This is a genomic window from Gottfriedia acidiceleris, assembly GCF_002128425.1.
Lineage (GTDB): Bacteria > Bacillota > Bacilli > Bacillales > Bacillaceae_G > Gottfriedia > Gottfriedia acidiceleris.
Genome location: NZ_NESS01000008.1, coordinates 52741 through 67603 on the forward strand (window position 1 = coordinate 52741; position 14863 = coordinate 67603).

Below are 14863 nucleotides of genomic sequence, written 5' to 3' on the forward strand. Positions count from 1 at the left end.
CTGTAGATGAGGTGTTTTTTATATGCATAGACGGATAAAAGCCATATTAATTATATTTTCGTTACTATTTTCATTAATCGTATACAGATGTTTAGATATTGGTGTACTTCATCAAAAGAATTTTGGTCCACAAAAGGTAAATTTGATCGAACGAAGTGTAGCTCAAAGAACATTTCAGTTTCGGATCGATAATGGACGTGGAAAAATACTTGACCGGAATGGAAAATTATTAAGTGCAGCATACACGCCAAAAGTTATTCTATTTCCATTTTTAAAAACAATTGATTGGCCGATTGAAAAATTATCGTCGATTACAGGAGTACCAGTTGCAACAATTAAAAATCAGTTTAATGGTAAAAAAGAACCTTTTACATTAGAAGGAATTAAAGCAACATTAACTTCTGAAAAAATTGATGAAATAAATAATTTACATGTTTCTGGATTAATTTCCATGTTGTCTCAAGACAAAGACGATAAACAATTGGCAGAACACCTTATTGGTATAGCTAGAGAAAATAAAGAACAATATGAAAAACAATATGAAAGTGATCGTGATTATAAGCCTAAAGAATTTGGCGTAATTGGTTTAGAAGCTCAGTTTGAAGATTTCTTAAAATCTGATGGCACTTCAAATTTAATGCTCCATGTTGATAATTTAGGTAAGCCGATGTTTGGAAATGAAGTAAAATATGCGAAACCTAGTAATCCATTTTATCCAGTTTCCCTTTCTACAACACTAGATAAAGATTTACAACAAATTTTAGAACAAGCTGTTGACCAAGCAAAACTTCAAAAAGGTGCTGCAGTGCTAATTGACGTAAAAACTAACAATTTATTAGCCATGGTTAGCCGACCAAATATGAATTTCCAAAATTTATTTTCTACGAATGATAATACAGCGACTAATTATGCACTATTAGCTAGTACACCTGGTTCCGTCTTTAAAACAGTTGTAGCGGCTGCCGCAATTGATCAAGGAATCGTTAAAGAAAATCAAGTGTATAATTGCAATAATAATCTAGTTGGTAAATACGAAGATGAAGAGAAAAAGCGAAAAGGTAATTTAACTTTTCAACAAAGTTTCTATGAAAGTTGTAATTACACATTTGGGCAATTAGGTAAGCAATTAACTTTAAAAAATAAGGATATGTTTCAAACATATGCCAAAAAGCTAGGTTTAGATGGTCCAGTAGGATGGACAGGATCTGTCTATCATGAGGCTAATTTTAGTCAATTTCAAAACGAGGGGAAACCAACTTATTTTGTAGGAAACTATTTAAGTGATAAGCTCTTAAATACATCTATTGGGCAACAGGATGTGAAAGTATCCCCTTTAGCAGTAGCTAATATGATGGCTACCATTGCACGAGGTGGAAGCCCAAAACAAGTAAAAGTAGTAGATTCTGTATTATATAAAAATGGTACAGAAATGTTTAAGTTCCCAGAACAGACATTAGTTGATGATTATCTAGCTCCAGATTCAATGCAACAATTAAGAGAGCTACTCAGAGGTGTAGTTACGGATGCGAAAGGTACGGGAAATCGATATACTAGTTTGCCTTACACTTTAGCAGGGAAAAGTGGAACAGCGGAAACAAAAGTAGTAGATGGAAAAATAGTCGAACAAAACAAATGGTTTGCAGGTTATTTTCCATATGAGAAGCCAAGATATGCATTCGCAGTAGTTAGTTTAAATGTTCCAAACGAAGTTACATCTACTTCAGACACTGTTACAAATTTAATAAAATCTATAAATAACTTTGATAAAAGCCACACAAAATAGCTATTTTTAATTAATTAACTCTATGTTAAAATAGGGAAAAATTAGTTGTTTTTGGAGGATTTTGTCAATGTCTTCAATTGAACCAAACAAAAGGGTCCAAAAATTAAGACGAGTACGAAGAGGAAATTATTTTTTCCGCATATTACTTATTCCACTGCTTTTTGGAATCATCTATTTAGGGATAAAAATAACTTTACCGATCATTAATCAACAAAAAATAGAGCCTAACACTGCAGAAGCTAAGTTTACTACGATTGCTCAAGAACCGAAGCAAATGACAGATATACCGAATCCTTATCAAGCAAAATATCGTGATAAAGTAAATGAGATCATTAGAGATTCAATAAATGATGAAAATATTATAGAATCGACTGTGAAAGAATGGGTACCTAACAAAACAAGACAAGCTGAGCCTCATATAGTTCATTATAGTCATAGGTCTCAAGATTTTTATGAAATAGAAGAAGCGGTATCAAATGCGATTTCTTTAACAAAAGAAGATTATTCAGTTTGGCATCTTGGTCAAGGATACGATCAACAAAGTATAAAAGTATACGTTGCCACAAACGACTTAAGCTATAAATATGTAGTTTACTTACACTGGGTTGTAAAAGAAGGCTGGCTACCTATTTTGGTACAAGAAGTAAAAGAGTTAAAGTATTAAATGGACAAGGAATTGAGCCTATACAGGAGAAAAAGTTAAGCTTTAGACAAATGGAAAGCGGTCACCTGTATAGGAAATCAACGTTCTTCTTTTTAAGATTTAAATTGTTTTTTGTTGCATGCATTCTTAAAGATGAATGATATGTCTCTATATGGTAAAATGATTAAAGTTTGAAAGAGAAAGTAGGGAATTAAAGAATGAAAATAGCTATTATTGGAGCAATGGAAGAAGAAGTACATGTATTACGTGATAAATTAGACAACCTGAAAAAAGAAGAAGTTGCAGGCTCAGAATATAACATTGGTACATACGAAGGAAAAGAAGTGATTTTATTAAAATCTGGAATTGGTAAAGTTAATGCAGCAATGGCAACAGCAATTCTTTTAGAAAAATATCAGCCAGATGTTGTTATTAACACTGGTTCTGCAGGCGGACTTCATACTGATTTAAATGTTGGCGACGTAGTGATTTCAACTGAAGTGCGTCATCATGACGTTGACGTTACTGCATTCAATTATGAATATGGTCAAGTACCAGGTATGCCAGCAGCATTCCCTTCTGATGACAAATTAAAGTCTATCGCAAAAAAATGTGCTGAAAAAATTAATGGTATCCAAGTTGTTGAAGGATTAATTGTAACTGGTGATTCATTTATGAACGATCCGGTACGAGTTGACTTCGTAAAAGAAAAATTTGGTGATCTATATGCTGTAGAGATGGAAGCAGCTGCAATCGCTCAAGTTTGTTATGCTTTTAAAGTACCATTTGTTGTAACACGTGCATTGTCAGATATCGCTGGTAAAGAATCAAATATTTCATTTGATCAATTCCTTCATACGGCAGCTGTTAATTCAACATTAATGGTTGAGGAAATGATAAAAGCTTTATAAATCTTATAAAGAAAGATGTCTTATAGGCATCTTTCTTTTTTGTTCAAATAGATTGAGTGAGTACTCACTTTTTGTTGACTCGTAATAAAAAGTGAATTAAGATGTAAGTATAGAGTGAGTACTCACTCATTATGGATACTATGAAAGAAAATAGACTTGAACGGAGGAATAAGATGAGCGATGTTGTTCAAATCCAAAAAGTTGATCGTTTATTTGGAAAAAGAACTGTGCTAAAAAATATTTCAATGAACATTCAAGAAGGTGAGATTTTTGGGATTTTAGGCCCATCAGGTTCTGGCAAAACAACTTTAATAAAATTAATTGCTGGGATTGACAAAAGTTCAACAGGAGAAGTATTAGTTTACAATAAAAAAATGCCTAATTTCACAGTCCTTCCGTTAATAGGTTACATGGGACAATCTGACGCTTTATATAGTGATTTAACGGGAGCTGATAATTTAAGTTTCTTTGGTGCGCTATATAACTTAAAAGGTAAAGAACTTAAGTCCAGAATTAAAGAAGTAGCTGAAATCGTTGGTTTAGAGAATTCATTAAACAAGCAAGTTAATCAATACTCTGGCGGAATGAAAAAACGACTTTCTCTTGCAATTTCAATCCTTCATAAACCTACATTACTAATCCTTGATGAGCCAACAGTTGGAATTGATCCAGTATTAAGAAAGCAAATTTGGAATCAATTTTTTGATATGAAAAAACAAGGTACTACGATCATCATTACAACCCATATCATGGAAGAAGCTGAAAAATGTGAACGGATCGGATTAATTAGAGAAGGAGAATTAATCGCTTTAGATACAACTGAAAATTTAATCTCGCAATCAAAAACAGGCAAAATCGAAGACCTATATTTTAATACTGAGGTGAGCTCATGAGAGTCTTTGCTATTTCTAAACGAATAATAAAACAATTTTTAAAAGATAGAAGATCTCTTGCAATGATTTTTATTGCTCCTATCGTATTATTGTTTTTATTTTCGTATATTTTAAAACAGGATGATACTAAACCAACTTTAGCCTTAGTGGATGCCCCTCCAGCATTTGAGCAAATTGTGAAAGATTATGCGAAAGTAAAAAATGTAAATCCTTCAGACATTGAAGATAAATTGAAAAATATGGATCTTGATGGCGCTGTCTTGTTTAAATCCGGTAAAATAGTTGTACAGTTTGAAGGGACTGATAAGGCAAGAACTACTGCAGTAATGGATGCTATTCAATCTGCAGTTAAGGAAAACACACCTTCTAATCTTAAAATTGTAATGGACCCGATTTATGGTAGTAAAAATATGGAATCATTTGATTCAATTGGACCAATTTTTATTGGATTTTTCTCGTTCTTATTTGTATTTATCTTATCAGGTATTTCATTTGTAAGGGAACGATTAACAACAACACTTGAAAGATTACTTGTCACACCAGTCAAAAGATGGGAAATCGTAGTTGGTTATATTTTAGGCTTTGGATTTTTTGCTTTAATACAATCGATTATTATAACTGTCTTTTCAATCAGTGTATTAGATATGTATAATGTAGGAAGTGCATGGGAAGTCTGCGTAGTTAATATTCTTTTATCTCTTACTGCTCTTACACTTGGCATGCTGTTATCTGCATATGCAAATAATGAATTTCAAGTTGTACAATTTATTCCAGTAATTGCTGTCCCTCAAATACTTTTTTCAGGTATTTTCTCAACAGCGTTTTTACCAAATTGGTTCAAATTGATTGGGGACATTTTACCACTTACGTATGGGGCAGAAGCTCTTAGAGGTATTATGATAAAAGGGCAGTCGCTTTTCGATGTTGTATTTCAATTATTGATCCTACTTGGATTTTCAATAGTGTTTATTTCTTTAAATATATTTGCTTTAAAGAAACAGCGTTCAATTTAAGGAGTGTTACCAATTAAATTAGAAGAGTTTTTTCCAGAAGAAAAATTACAAGAAATGAATGAAAAAGAAATTAAAATTCTTGAAGCTGCAATTGAAATATTTGCAGAAAAAGGTTTTGTTAGTACGTCAACTAATGAAATTGCAAAAAAAGCAAATGTTGCTGAAGGAACTATTTTTCGTTACTTTAAAACAAAAAAAGATTTACTGAAAAGTATTATCAAACCTACATTAGTTAAAACAATTGCGCCTTTTGAAATGGATCGTTTTTCTAAAGCAGTATTTCATTTAGAATACGAAACATTCGAAGATTTTCTTAATGCGCTAATTAAAAATCGCATGGAATTTGCAAAGAAAAATAAAGCAGTTGTAAAAATAATCATACAAGAAATGCCTTTCCAAGATGATATGCAAGAAGAACTAAAAAGACTCTTTAAAGATAAAATGTACCCTAGAGTTGCTACTGTATTACAATCGTTTATCGATAAAGGTCAAATAAAAGAACTGCCGATTCCGACAGTACTCAGACTAATTATTTCAACTGTAATTGGTCTTGTCATCTCAACAATCGTATTAGAAAACACACCGTTTTGGAACGAAGAACAAGAAACCTTGCGCACGATCGAATTTATAAAGAATGGGTTAAAATAACTTAATAGCTGAGTTAGTGAAAACATTTAAAGAAGAAAGGGATTTTAAATAATTCCTTTCTTCTTTCTGTTGAAATAACTACAATTAGTAAGTTGTAATGTTTTATCAATAAAGTTTTAGAAACAAATCAACATAACCGATTTCTGTGACATTTTTATTTGTTTCTTTTTTGCAAGCTCAGCTCATGCCCCATGGAAAGCGAGCACTCTGTAATGGAAATCAACAAGATATTACTTATATTTTTGACAACTTCTTTTTGTTTTTCTTGTACTTACTAATCCCTACATATATTGCCTTTAATTACCTTCACTATTTTAGTATAAAGTATGTTAAAGTTATTAAGTCAACAAGAAAGGAAGGTGTAGTATTCGTGAATTTAAAAAAGCTACAGGCGAAGGTTAATGATTTTAAAACATTTGGAGCAATAACAACAGCATTGGCTACTTTTTTCTATATCGGGACTCTCCTTCCAAAGGACGGATTAACCCAACATAAAATATTAATAGTCGAAAGTATCGTGTTTACAATGCTGATTTTTGCATTAGGTTTCTTTTTAACATCTAATTATTTTAAACGAAAAATTCAAAACGAAGAGCAAGCATAAAACCACTACAAATGAATTCACTCCAATTGTTAGATCTGACTAACAATTGGAGGTCATATTCATCTGTAGTGGTTTATTTTTTATCTTTTTTCTTTTCTTTTTCAGCTCTTAAAAACTCATGGTACATTTTCATTAAAGCACGTTTTTCAATTCGCGAAACATAACTTCTTGAGATTCCTAATTTCTTTGCGATTTCACGTTGCGTTAGTTCTTTATCCATATCAATACCAAACCGCTGAATAATTACATCCTTTTCGCGGTCGTCTAGAATCTTAATATATTGCTTGATTTTTTCTAATTCCATATTAAGTTGAATTTGATCAACAACATCTTCCGTCTCCGTTTTTAATATGTCTAATAGTGAAATTTCATTGCCTTCTTTATCCTGACCTATCGGATCATGAAGGGAAACATCTTTTTTGGTTTTCTTTAGAGCACGTAAATGCATAAGTATTTCGTTCTCAATACATCTAGCTGCATATGTGGCTAATTTTGTTCCTTTACCTTGAACAAAGCTTTCAATCGCCTTAATTAAGCCGATTGTACCAATCGAAATTAAATCTTCAGCATCTTCCCCGGTATTTTCAAATTTTTTGACGATATGAGCAACGAGTCTTAAATTATGTTCAATCAATAAATTTCGTGCTTCTCCATCTCCGTTTGCCATACGATTTAAGTAAAGTGTTTCTTCGGCTTGAGAAAGAGGTTGAGGGAAGGCATTATTTTTAACATAAGAAACAAACACAAACACTTCTTTTAAGAAAAGACTTAAGGCGGTAAATAAACCAGGCATATAATCACTCCTAAGGAAGGTAAGGTTAGTTGTTATTTATATATTTATGTAATGTACAAATTCTGTGTGTCTGTACCATAAAAAAAATGTAAGTAGTATAAAAAAAATGTTGAAAATAGTAAGCGCTACCAATTCAGTAATAATGTATCTTTTTAAAAATCGTTACATATTCTAGAAAAAAAATGCATTGACAGTCTATTTAAACGTACTTTATAATCCTCATTAATAACTTTTTTAATGAATCTTTTGACAATTAAATATATTGCGTTGATAAGGGCACAGTAAGCATAACTTCCCTGTTTAAGAGAGCTGACGTAAGCTGCGAGTCAGTACATAAGGTATGCTGAATTACATTCTTGGAGCAATTTCTATTTTTTAGTTAATGAAAATAGAAACGGTCATTTTTGATCGTTAACAAAATGAAGGTGGTGAACGATTTTTGTTCACAACTAGGGTGGTACCGCGATTAATTAATTCGTCCCTACTGTTTATTCAGTAGGGACTTTTTGTTTTCATTTTTTACATACTTACTTTTTGATAAAAGAAGAGGTATTGGAATATTAATTTTAAAAATTTGAGGAGGAAAAAGAAATGAGTACAAACAATGAATTATTGCAATTACGTGACAAGGTTGATGAGATTAATTTAAAAATCGTTGAATTATTAAACGAGCGTGGAAAAGTTGTTCAAGAAATTGGTCAACAAAAGATTAAACAGGGTATCAAGCGTTTTGATCCAGTTCGTGAGCGTGAAGTTTTAGATATGATTGCAAATGTGAATGAAGGACCATTTGAAACTTCAACTTTACAACATATTTTCAAAACAATCTTCCAAGCAAGCTTAGAGCTACAAGAAGATGATCACAGAAAAGCTCTTTTAGTTTCAAGAAAGAAAAAGCCTGAAAATACAATTGTTAGAGTGAAAAATGATATCCTTGGTGACGGCTCTCAATCATTTATTATGGGTCCATGTGCAGTTGAAAGCTACGAACAAGTACGTGCAGTAGCACAAGCTATGAAACAACAAGGTTTAACAATGATGCGAGGCGGTGCATTTAAACCTAGAACTTCTCCATATGATTTCCAAGGGCTTGGATACGAAGGACTACAAATTTTAAGAGAAGTTGCAGATGAGTTTGATTTAGCTGTTATTAGTGAAATACTAAATCCAAATGATGTTGAAAGAGCTCTAGAATATGTTGATGTAATTCAAATCGGTGCACGAAATATGCAAAACTTTGATTTACTTAAAACAGTTGGTCAAGTAAATAAACCAGTTTTATTAAAACGAGGACTTTCAGCAACAATTGAAGAGTTTATAAATGCGGCAGAGTACATTATTTCACAAGGGAATGACCAAATTATTCTTTGTGAAAGAGGAATTCGTACGTACGAGAAAGCAACTAGAAATACATTAGATATCTCAGCTGTACCGATTCTAAAGAAAGAAACACATTTACCAGTTGTAGTTGATGTTACGCATTCAACAGGACGTAAAGACTTACTATTACCGGCAGCAAAAGCAGCTTTAGCAATTGGAGCGGATGCAGTTATGGCTGAAGTACACCCTGATCCAGCAGTTGCTTTATCAGATTCAGCTCAACAAATGAATATCCCACAATTTGAAGAATTTATGTTTGAGTTAAAAGACTTCCGTGCAAAACTTCAATCATAAATAATATTACTTTATGAAGGATAGGCGGTGAATGCCTTGAAAAAGAATGTCCTTTTAATTGGCACAGGACTAATCGGAGGCTCAATTGCCTTGGCAATAAAAAAAGTTCATGATGTAAATATAATTGGATATGATATAAACGAAAAACAACTTGAAATCGGTAAAAGAATTCAAGTTTTAGATGAAACCTCGGTACAGCTTAAAAACTGTGCCGAGAAAGCTCATCTAATCATTTTTTCTTGTCCTGTAGAGGAATCAATAAAATATATACATATGTTAAGTGAATATGAACTAAAGAATGATGTCATATTAACTGATGTAGGTAGTACGAAAAGTGAAATTATGAGACATTCAAAGACTCTTACAGATAAAGGTTATTGCTTTATTGGCGGTCATCCAATGGCAGGGTCGCATAAAACTGGCATCGAGAGTGCAAAAGTTCATTTATTTGAAAATGCATATTTTATTTTGACACCAAGTGAAAATACTCAATATGCGCAAATAGAAGAATTAAAAGAATGGCTTAAGGGAACAGGTTCACATTTCGTTGTAATAGATGAAGAAACACACGATCAAATAACAGGAGTGGTAAGTCATTTTCCACACCTAATCGCTGCTAATCTTGTAAAACAAGTTAAATCTTACTCGAAGGATGAGCCTTTAGTATCAGCACTAGCTGCCGGAGGGTTTAGAGATATTACTAGAATTGCATCAAGTAGCCCGAAAATGTGGACTGATATTGTGATTCAAAATAAGGATACATTGCTTTCATTAATTTCAAATTGGATTGATGAAATGAAACAAATGTATCAGCTTGTTGAAAGCCAGAATAAAGAAAATATCTTTCACTATTTCAAGGATTCAAAAGATTTTAGAGACAATATGCCAGCAAAAGCAAATGGAGCTATCCCGAGTTATTTTGATTTGTATGTAGACGTTTTAGATCGAGTAGGTGAGCTTGCGAACATCACGACAATCTTATCGATTCATCAAGTAAGTATTACAAATCTAAGGATAATTGAATCGCGTGAAGGTTTACCAGGTGTACTAAGAATAAGCCTTCAAACAGAAAATGACAGAGAGAAAGCTGAAAAATTCTTAAATGTTAATGGTTATGAGACGTACATTGTTTCATAAAAAAGTTAAGACTATATTTACACATTAAAGCACTTGTGAAGGTGCTTTTTTTTGTTAAAGAGCGACAACTAGATCAAGTTCTTTGCTAATTTACTAGAGTCTCTCTGACATTTCAAATAAAAATGAATAGTCAGTCTCTTTTGTGTACCAATTTTCTGAACTTTATATTATAATTTAGAAGGTTAGATTTTTAAATCGTTAAACATGGAGGGATATCAATGTCTCAGTTTGAAAAATCATTAGAAAAATATGCTGAACTTGCGGTGAAAAGTGGAGTTAATATCGTACCAGGTCAAACACTACAAATAAATGCACCAATCGGAGCTGCTGAATTCGTTCGTAAAGTTGTAAAATACGCTTATGAAGCTGGAGCTAAAAATGTAAACATCGATTGGAATGATGATGTAATTACTCGTACAAAATACGAATTAGCACCAGATGAAGTTTTTGCAGAATTTCCAGGCTGGAAAGTAACTGCTTTGGAAGAATTAGCTGAAAACGGTGGTGCCGTTTTATCAGTTATTTCACCAAATCCTGAATTATTAAAAGGAATCGATCCAAAACGTATTGCTACTTTTAATAAAACTGCAAATACAGCATTACATAAATATCGTGAATTCATGATGGCTGACCGCATTCGTTGGTCAATCGTTGCAATTCCATGTGTTGAATGGGCTGAAAAAGTTTATCCAAATGAATCAATTGATAAAGCAATGGATTTACTTTGGGATTCAGTTTTCAAAATTTGCCGAGTTGACAACGAAAATCCAGTAGAAGCTTGGGTTAAACATAACGATTTCTTACAAGAAAAAGTTGTTGAATTAAATGACAAGCGTTATAAAACATTACATTACACAGCACCTGGAACTGACTTGAAACTAGATCTAGTAGATAATCATGTTTGGAAAGGTGGCGGAGCAAATAGTGAAGATGGAAAATGGTTTAATCCAAATATTCCAACTGAAGAAGTTTTCTCTATGCCACATAGCCATGGTGTAAATGGTACTGTTAAAGCAACTTTACCATTAAATTACGGTGGAAATTTAATTGAGAACTTCTCTTTAACATTTAAAGATGGAAAAGTTGTCGATTTCACAGCTGAAAAAGGCTATGATACATTACAACATTTATTAGATACTGATGAAGGTGCTCGTCGTCTAGGTGAAGTTGCATTAGTACCACATGATTCACCAATTTCAAATACAGGTTTAATTTTCTTCAACACTTTATATGATGAAAATGCTTCTTGCCACTTAGCATTAGGTAAAGCATATCCAAACAATATGAAGGATGGAGAAAAACTACCTTCAGAAGAACAAGCGAAATTAGGTATCAACCAAAGTTTAACTCACGTTGATTTCATGATCGGATCAGCAGAATTAAACATTGATGGAATTAAAGAAGATGGTACAGTTGAACCAATCATGCGAAATGGTAACTGGGCATTTTAATCGTAAATAAAAATAGAAGGGGTGTCTCAAAAGATATGTTGAGATACCCCTTTATTTATACTATCTTAAATTCTTTGAAATTGATCGTTACTTCTTAAAACTGTTATAAAACCATCTAATATTGTATGACTAACTGAGAATCCTTTACGTTTATAAAACTCTAAAGCATCTTCATTTCCATTTGAAACATAGATAAAATAATCCTCTACATCATCAAATTGTTGTAACCAGTTCATTGACATCTTGAATAGTACAGAGCCAACTCCATATTTTCTATATTCTTCTTTTATGTAAAATTGTGATAAACATCCAACATTTTTTTTATGAACTGATGAAAGGTCAAAAAAAGTAGCAAATTCGCTTGAATATACTTCTTTTGGTGAAATATTTGAATAAACGTAACCAACGATTTGATCTTCATCTTTCACGATAACAATATAATTATGTATTGCTTTTTCTACTGAAGGAACCATACGTGTATCAAAATTCATACTATCAAACAATTCTGGTTTTTTCTTCGCTTTTGCTTTCTGAAAAGCCATTAATTCATTACATAAATCTCTGCATAATTCAATTTGATCCTCGTCAATCACTTTATAAGTTAAATTCATCCTGTCACCCCTCATTAAGATTGATTCTGATTTTAAATAAATTTTGTACGATTTAATTTTAATATATAAATTCGTGAAAACAAATGAAATAATCAGTTTTACCGTTTTTGGTATATAATGGAAGTGTCACCTAGAATCAATTCATCATTCTACACATAAAACAAATGGAGGATGAGAAAATGGAAGATCTTAAGTATGAGTTTTATATTGGAGCGAAACCGGAAGAAGTGTGGAACATATTTATTTCGCCAGAAGGAACGAAGGCAATCTTTTTTGGTTGCATTTTAAAATCAACATTTGAAGTCGGAGCGCAATATGAATTTATCGGACCAGGAGAAGATGGAGATCATACAGTGCATGTATATGGAAAAATACTAGCATTTGAGCCTCATAAAATGTTGAGCTATACGGAACATCCTGGCCCAGCCTACCGCGAAAATCATGCTGAATTAGAAACTAGAATTACACTTACACTAGAAGAGATAGGCGAATGCACAAAATTAACACTAATTAACGACCAATGGCCAGAAAATCACCCTTCATATGAAAATACGAAATCTACTTGGTCAATGATTTTAAGTAATGTAAAAACATTTGCAGAAACCGGTAAAACATTAAATTTCGGCTGGTAAAATTTTAAAAAATAAAAAACCTCTGGGATCAGAGGTTTTTGTTTATATGTTTTAAATTCCAGTTACTCAGTTTATCTTAATATATGAAAACCGATATATGCACCAACTATACTTATAATAGTAGATAAAATGATATAAGATAATGCAGTTTTATACTTTTTTGAAAGTAGTAATTGAATCGATTCGTATCCAAAGGTAGAAAAGGTTGTAAATCCACCTAATATTCCTACCCCAATAAACAACCAAAATGTAGTAGAAATCGATTTATCGAGGTATAAATAGTTTATTAAACCTAAAATAAAAGAGCCGAGTATGTTTATAACGAAGGTTCCAAAAGGAAAATTTGTTTTAACTTTTTTATTAACATAGTTTCCAAGGGCATAGCGAAAAATTGCTCCGATTCCCCCACCTATTCCAACAATAACAATCATGATGAGGTTTCTCCTTTTAATTTATTGAATTTCTCTGCCGCTTTAAAACCAAGATAAGCCAAAATTAATCCTATTAATAGACTTGAGAGGATATAGACTAAACTTACTAATATTTTTTTTTCATCCATCAAAACTACATTTTCAAGTGAAAAAGTTGAGAATGTAGTGAATGCTCCAGTAAACCCTGTTCCAATTAGTAAAGTATATTCAGGTTTTAATTTAACTTTAGCCATCGGTAAAAAGAAACCTAAAAAGAAGCAGCCAATGATGTTAATTAAAAATGTTTGAATTGGAAATCCATTAGAAAGTGGATGGATTGATAGACCTATTATGTAACGAAGAATTGCTCCGAAAAATCCTCCGATTAGTATATATAAATAATTCACTTTTTCACTTTCACCTCATAAATTCATTATAAAAACGCTCCTAGGAGCGTTTTTTTTGTTAGTTTACAATAAAAAAAGCAATAATCGAAACTAAGTTATTTAAAAAATGTGCAAAAATTGTAACTTCGATTTTTTTTGTTTTGATATATATTATCCCAAAAATTAAACCAGCCAAAGAATAGGAAAGTAATGCATAGATTGAAAAACCAGCAACCATATGCAATAAACCAAATCCAAATGAACTTACAATTAATCCAATGATCGGAGAATTTTTAAAAATCGAACCAATAATTAATTTACGAGTAATCCATTCTTCTTTAATTGGTGCAAGAATTACCGCAGAAATAATCATAAGGATTGGATTAGTACGCAACAAGCCTTCAACTGCTTTTTGATTATCTGGCGTATCAATTGAATAATTGAAATGTTGAAAAATTACATCGAGAAGATGTGATGATGCCAAAAGAACCACATATGCACCTAAAATGATTACAACGTCAATCACATTTATATTTATTCGTCTTAAAGTTAGAAGTCCCTTTTTCTTCGTATAATAATATAGCCATAATAAGCTGAGGAAACCAAAAATTGAATCCGAATAAATTGATACGGTGTTTATAAGATTATCAAATTGTTTTTCAGTAACACTAATATCCGCAACACTAACAAAAATCATACCCCATATTGAAGCAATCAAGATTAGTAAATTCAAACCAACAATAAATATTAAAAAATAGTAGCCAAGGGTTTTTAAGGCGGACTTACGTTCATTCGGAATATTTTCTGGAATGATTGTTTTATAGTTTAATTCATTATCCAAATCGGCTCCTCCAATTTTTTGATCTATGTTCACAAGCTTTCTAATTTCTAATTTACATTTATACTAACATATCCTATTTTATCTTAAATTTAAAGCTGAAAGAACTAGAAATAGAATAAATGAGTCTAATAATTTTAAAACCATTTTATTTAATATATGAAAGATTCATGACAATATATGAGAGCCGAAAAAATACCTTGTTTCTCAGAGTATTGAAATATATTAGAGTCAATATGAAAGATAAGAACATTTAATGATATTCGATGAAATTTGCAATAGTTTTAAATATGATCTTTTAATCGTCTCTTATTGAGAGACAATTGATTGATAATATATATTTTTAAAACTAACTTGCAAAAATTCAACATAATTAACTTTATTATTATGACAAAGTTCTTTTTTGTGGCTCAACAATTATAATGATGTGTTAGTC

At 31.7% G+C, this 14863-nt stretch carries 16 protein-coding genes and 1 other annotated feature; of the genes, 11 read left to right on the forward strand and 5 right to left on the reverse strand.

Features of this window, described 5'->3' with window-relative positions; translation table 11 throughout:
- Positions 1-22 precede the first annotated feature (22 nt).
- The 7 genes from B6K90_RS15560 (at position 23) to B6K90_RS23785 (ending at position 6495) form a co-directional block, all read left to right on the forward strand.
- Positions 23-1783 carry a peptidoglycan D,D-transpeptidase FtsI family protein gene (locus B6K90_RS15560; RefSeq protein ID WP_088013681.1) on the forward strand — a complete coding sequence of 587 codons (1761 nt, stop codon included), beginning with the start codon at positions 23-25 and terminating at the stop codon, positions 1781-1783.
- A 67-nt stretch (positions 1784-1850) separates the two neighbouring features.
- Entirely contained in the window at positions 1851-2447 is a 597-nt protein-coding gene (locus tag B6K90_RS15565) for a YrrS family protein (RefSeq protein WP_088013682.1), read from the forward strand.
- Positions 2448-2644: 197 nt separating this feature from the next.
- Complete coding sequence (mtnN, locus tag B6K90_RS15570; RefSeq protein ID WP_088013683.1) at positions 2645-3337, forward strand: 5'-methylthioadenosine/S-adenosylhomocysteine nucleosidase; 693 nt, start codon at positions 2645-2647, stop codon at positions 3335-3337.
- Between the two features lie 173 nt (positions 3338-3510).
- Entirely contained in the window at positions 3511-4230 is a 720-nt protein-coding gene (locus tag B6K90_RS15575; RefSeq protein WP_088013684.1) for an ABC transporter ATP-binding protein, read from the forward strand.
- Complete coding sequence (locus B6K90_RS15580) at positions 4227-5243, forward strand: ABC transporter permease (RefSeq protein WP_088013685.1); 1017 nt, start codon at positions 4227-4229, stop codon at positions 5241-5243. The genes B6K90_RS15575 and B6K90_RS15580 overlap by 4 nt, the downstream gene beginning before the upstream one ends.
- 3 nt (positions 5244-5246) lie before the next feature.
- On the forward strand, positions 5247-5891 hold the full coding sequence (locus tag B6K90_RS15585; protein ID WP_088013686.1) for a TetR/AcrR family transcriptional regulator: 645 nt from the start codon (positions 5247-5249) through the stop codon (positions 5889-5891).
- 370 nt (positions 5892-6261) lie between these two features.
- The gene (locus B6K90_RS23785; protein ID WP_167555387.1) at positions 6262-6495 is read left to right on the forward strand and encodes a YrhC family protein; all 234 of its coding nucleotides are present in this window, start codon (positions 6262-6264) and stop codon (positions 6493-6495) included.
- Between the two features lie 73 nt (positions 6496-6568).
- Here the strand turns inward: B6K90_RS23785 and sigK are convergent, their stop codons facing one another.
- The gene (sigK, locus tag B6K90_RS15595) at positions 6569-7288 is read right to left on the reverse strand and encodes an RNA polymerase sporulation sigma factor SigK (RefSeq protein ID WP_069035122.1); all 720 of its coding nucleotides are present in this window, start codon (positions 7286-7288) and stop codon (positions 6569-6571) included.
- 258 nt (positions 7289-7546) lie between these two features.
- Positions 7547-7774, forward strand: a binding site (T-box leader).
- Between the two features lie 105 nt (positions 7775-7879).
- Here sigK and B6K90_RS15600 point away from each other — a divergent pair.
- From B6K90_RS15600 to B6K90_RS15610, 3 genes are all read left to right on the forward strand, one after another.
- Entirely contained in the window at positions 7880-8962 is a 1083-nt protein-coding gene (locus B6K90_RS15600; protein WP_088013688.1) for a bifunctional 3-deoxy-7-phosphoheptulonate synthase/chorismate mutase, read from the forward strand.
- Positions 8963-8998: 36 nt separating this feature from the next.
- The gene (locus B6K90_RS15605; protein WP_088013689.1) at positions 8999-10099 is read left to right on the forward strand and encodes a prephenate dehydrogenase; all 1101 of its coding nucleotides are present in this window, start codon (positions 8999-9001) and stop codon (positions 10097-10099) included.
- A gap of 218 nt (positions 10100-10317) precedes the next feature.
- Complete coding sequence (locus B6K90_RS15610) at positions 10318-11550, forward strand: aminopeptidase (protein ID WP_088013690.1); 1233 nt, start codon at positions 10318-10320, stop codon at positions 11548-11550.
- 65 nt (positions 11551-11615) lie between these two features.
- Here B6K90_RS15610 and B6K90_RS15615 read toward each other — a convergent pair whose 3' ends face one another.
- The gene (locus B6K90_RS15615) at positions 11616-12161 is read right to left on the reverse strand and encodes a GNAT family N-acetyltransferase (RefSeq protein ID WP_088013691.1); all 546 of its coding nucleotides are present in this window, start codon (positions 12159-12161) and stop codon (positions 11616-11618) included.
- A gap of 179 nt (positions 12162-12340) precedes the next feature.
- Between B6K90_RS15615 and B6K90_RS15620 the strand changes: the two genes are divergently transcribed.
- Complete coding sequence (locus B6K90_RS15620) at positions 12341-12793, forward strand: SRPBCC family protein (RefSeq protein ID WP_088013692.1); 453 nt, start codon at positions 12341-12343, stop codon at positions 12791-12793.
- 71 nt (positions 12794-12864) lie between these two features.
- Here B6K90_RS15620 and crcB (B6K90_RS15625) read toward each other — a convergent pair whose 3' ends face one another.
- From crcB (B6K90_RS15625) to B6K90_RS15635, 3 genes are read right to left on the reverse strand one after another with little or no spacing between them, the layout of a single operon-like run.
- Complete coding sequence (gene crcB / locus B6K90_RS15625) at positions 12865-13224, reverse strand: fluoride efflux transporter CrcB (RefSeq protein WP_235821820.1); 360 nt, start codon at positions 13222-13224, stop codon at positions 12865-12867.
- Positions 13221-13610, reverse strand: coding sequence for a fluoride efflux transporter CrcB (gene crcB / locus B6K90_RS15630; RefSeq protein WP_088013693.1), 390 nt, complete (start codon positions 13608-13610; stop codon positions 13221-13223). Before crcB (B6K90_RS15630) ends, crcB (B6K90_RS15625) begins: the two co-directional genes overlap by 4 nt.
- Positions 13611-13668: 58 nt before the next feature.
- Positions 13669-14430, reverse strand: coding sequence for a CPBP family intramembrane glutamic endopeptidase (locus B6K90_RS15635; RefSeq protein ID WP_088013694.1), 762 nt, complete (start codon positions 14428-14430; stop codon positions 13669-13671).
- Positions 14431-14863: the final 433 nt, after the last annotated feature.